Below are 779 nucleotides of genomic sequence, written 5' to 3'. Positions count from 1 at the left end.
CCGCAAAATGCTGTCAAGATTTTAGCATAATCGAACAAAAAAGAACAGGATTACTCCCCTGTTCTCATTTGTTCAGCTTTTTCTTTTGGAACAAATACGTTGATATGACGATACAAATTGACAAACTCACCTGGAAGCATTCCGCCATACTCGCCGTCTAAATTGAGTTGCATATTTTCTTCCGTATATACTTTGACTCGATTTGCTTTCGTGTAAATGATGTGTGGATCGTGAATATGCTCACCGCGTAGAGCCAGCGTCGCAATTTTAATAAACTCTGCTAAGTTCGTTTCTTTTAAAATAATTAAATCAAACATGCCATCATTTAATGATGAATCAGGTGCTAGTTTTTCAAAACCACCGACCGAGTTCGTCAGCGAAACGAGAAACAGCATGACAGCACCTTCAAACATTTTGCCGTCGTACTCAATTTTTACGTGAACAGGATGGAGGGAAGGAAGCATTTCAATTCCTTTTAAATAGTAGGCCAATTGACCAAGCATCGTTTTTAATTTGCTTGGCACTTCGTACGTTAATTCCGTCAAACGTCCGCCACCTGCAATATTAACGAAATAATGCGTCTTTCCTTCGTTTGTTACCGATCCAATATCAATTGGCACGGCTTCCCCGTTCACGATGACATCACATGCTCCTTCTATGGAGCGTGGCACACCGATCGCGCGGGCAAAATCGTTCGTCGTACCGACTGGAATAATGCCGAGGTTCGGGCGATACGCTGCATCAGCTAGCCCGTTGACGACTTCGTTAATCGTGCCATC

Annotated in this window: 1 protein-coding gene; it reads right to left on the bottom strand. The window is 42.7% G+C overall.

All coding sequences use genetic code 11. The features are described 5' to 3' along the window. Positions 1–50: 50 nt before the first annotated feature. The coding region (locus tag ABEV15_RS13975; protein ID WP_498853556.1) for a diacylglycerol kinase at positions 51–779 on the bottom strand (729 nt) is incomplete at its 5' end.

The organism is Bhargavaea massiliensis (assembly GCF_050480245.1).
Classification (GTDB): Bacteria; Bacillota; Bacilli; order Bacillales; family Anoxybacillaceae; genus Anoxybacillus.
Note: the sequence above shows the minus strand (reverse complement) of the source record. Positions and strands in the feature narration are given on the sequence as shown.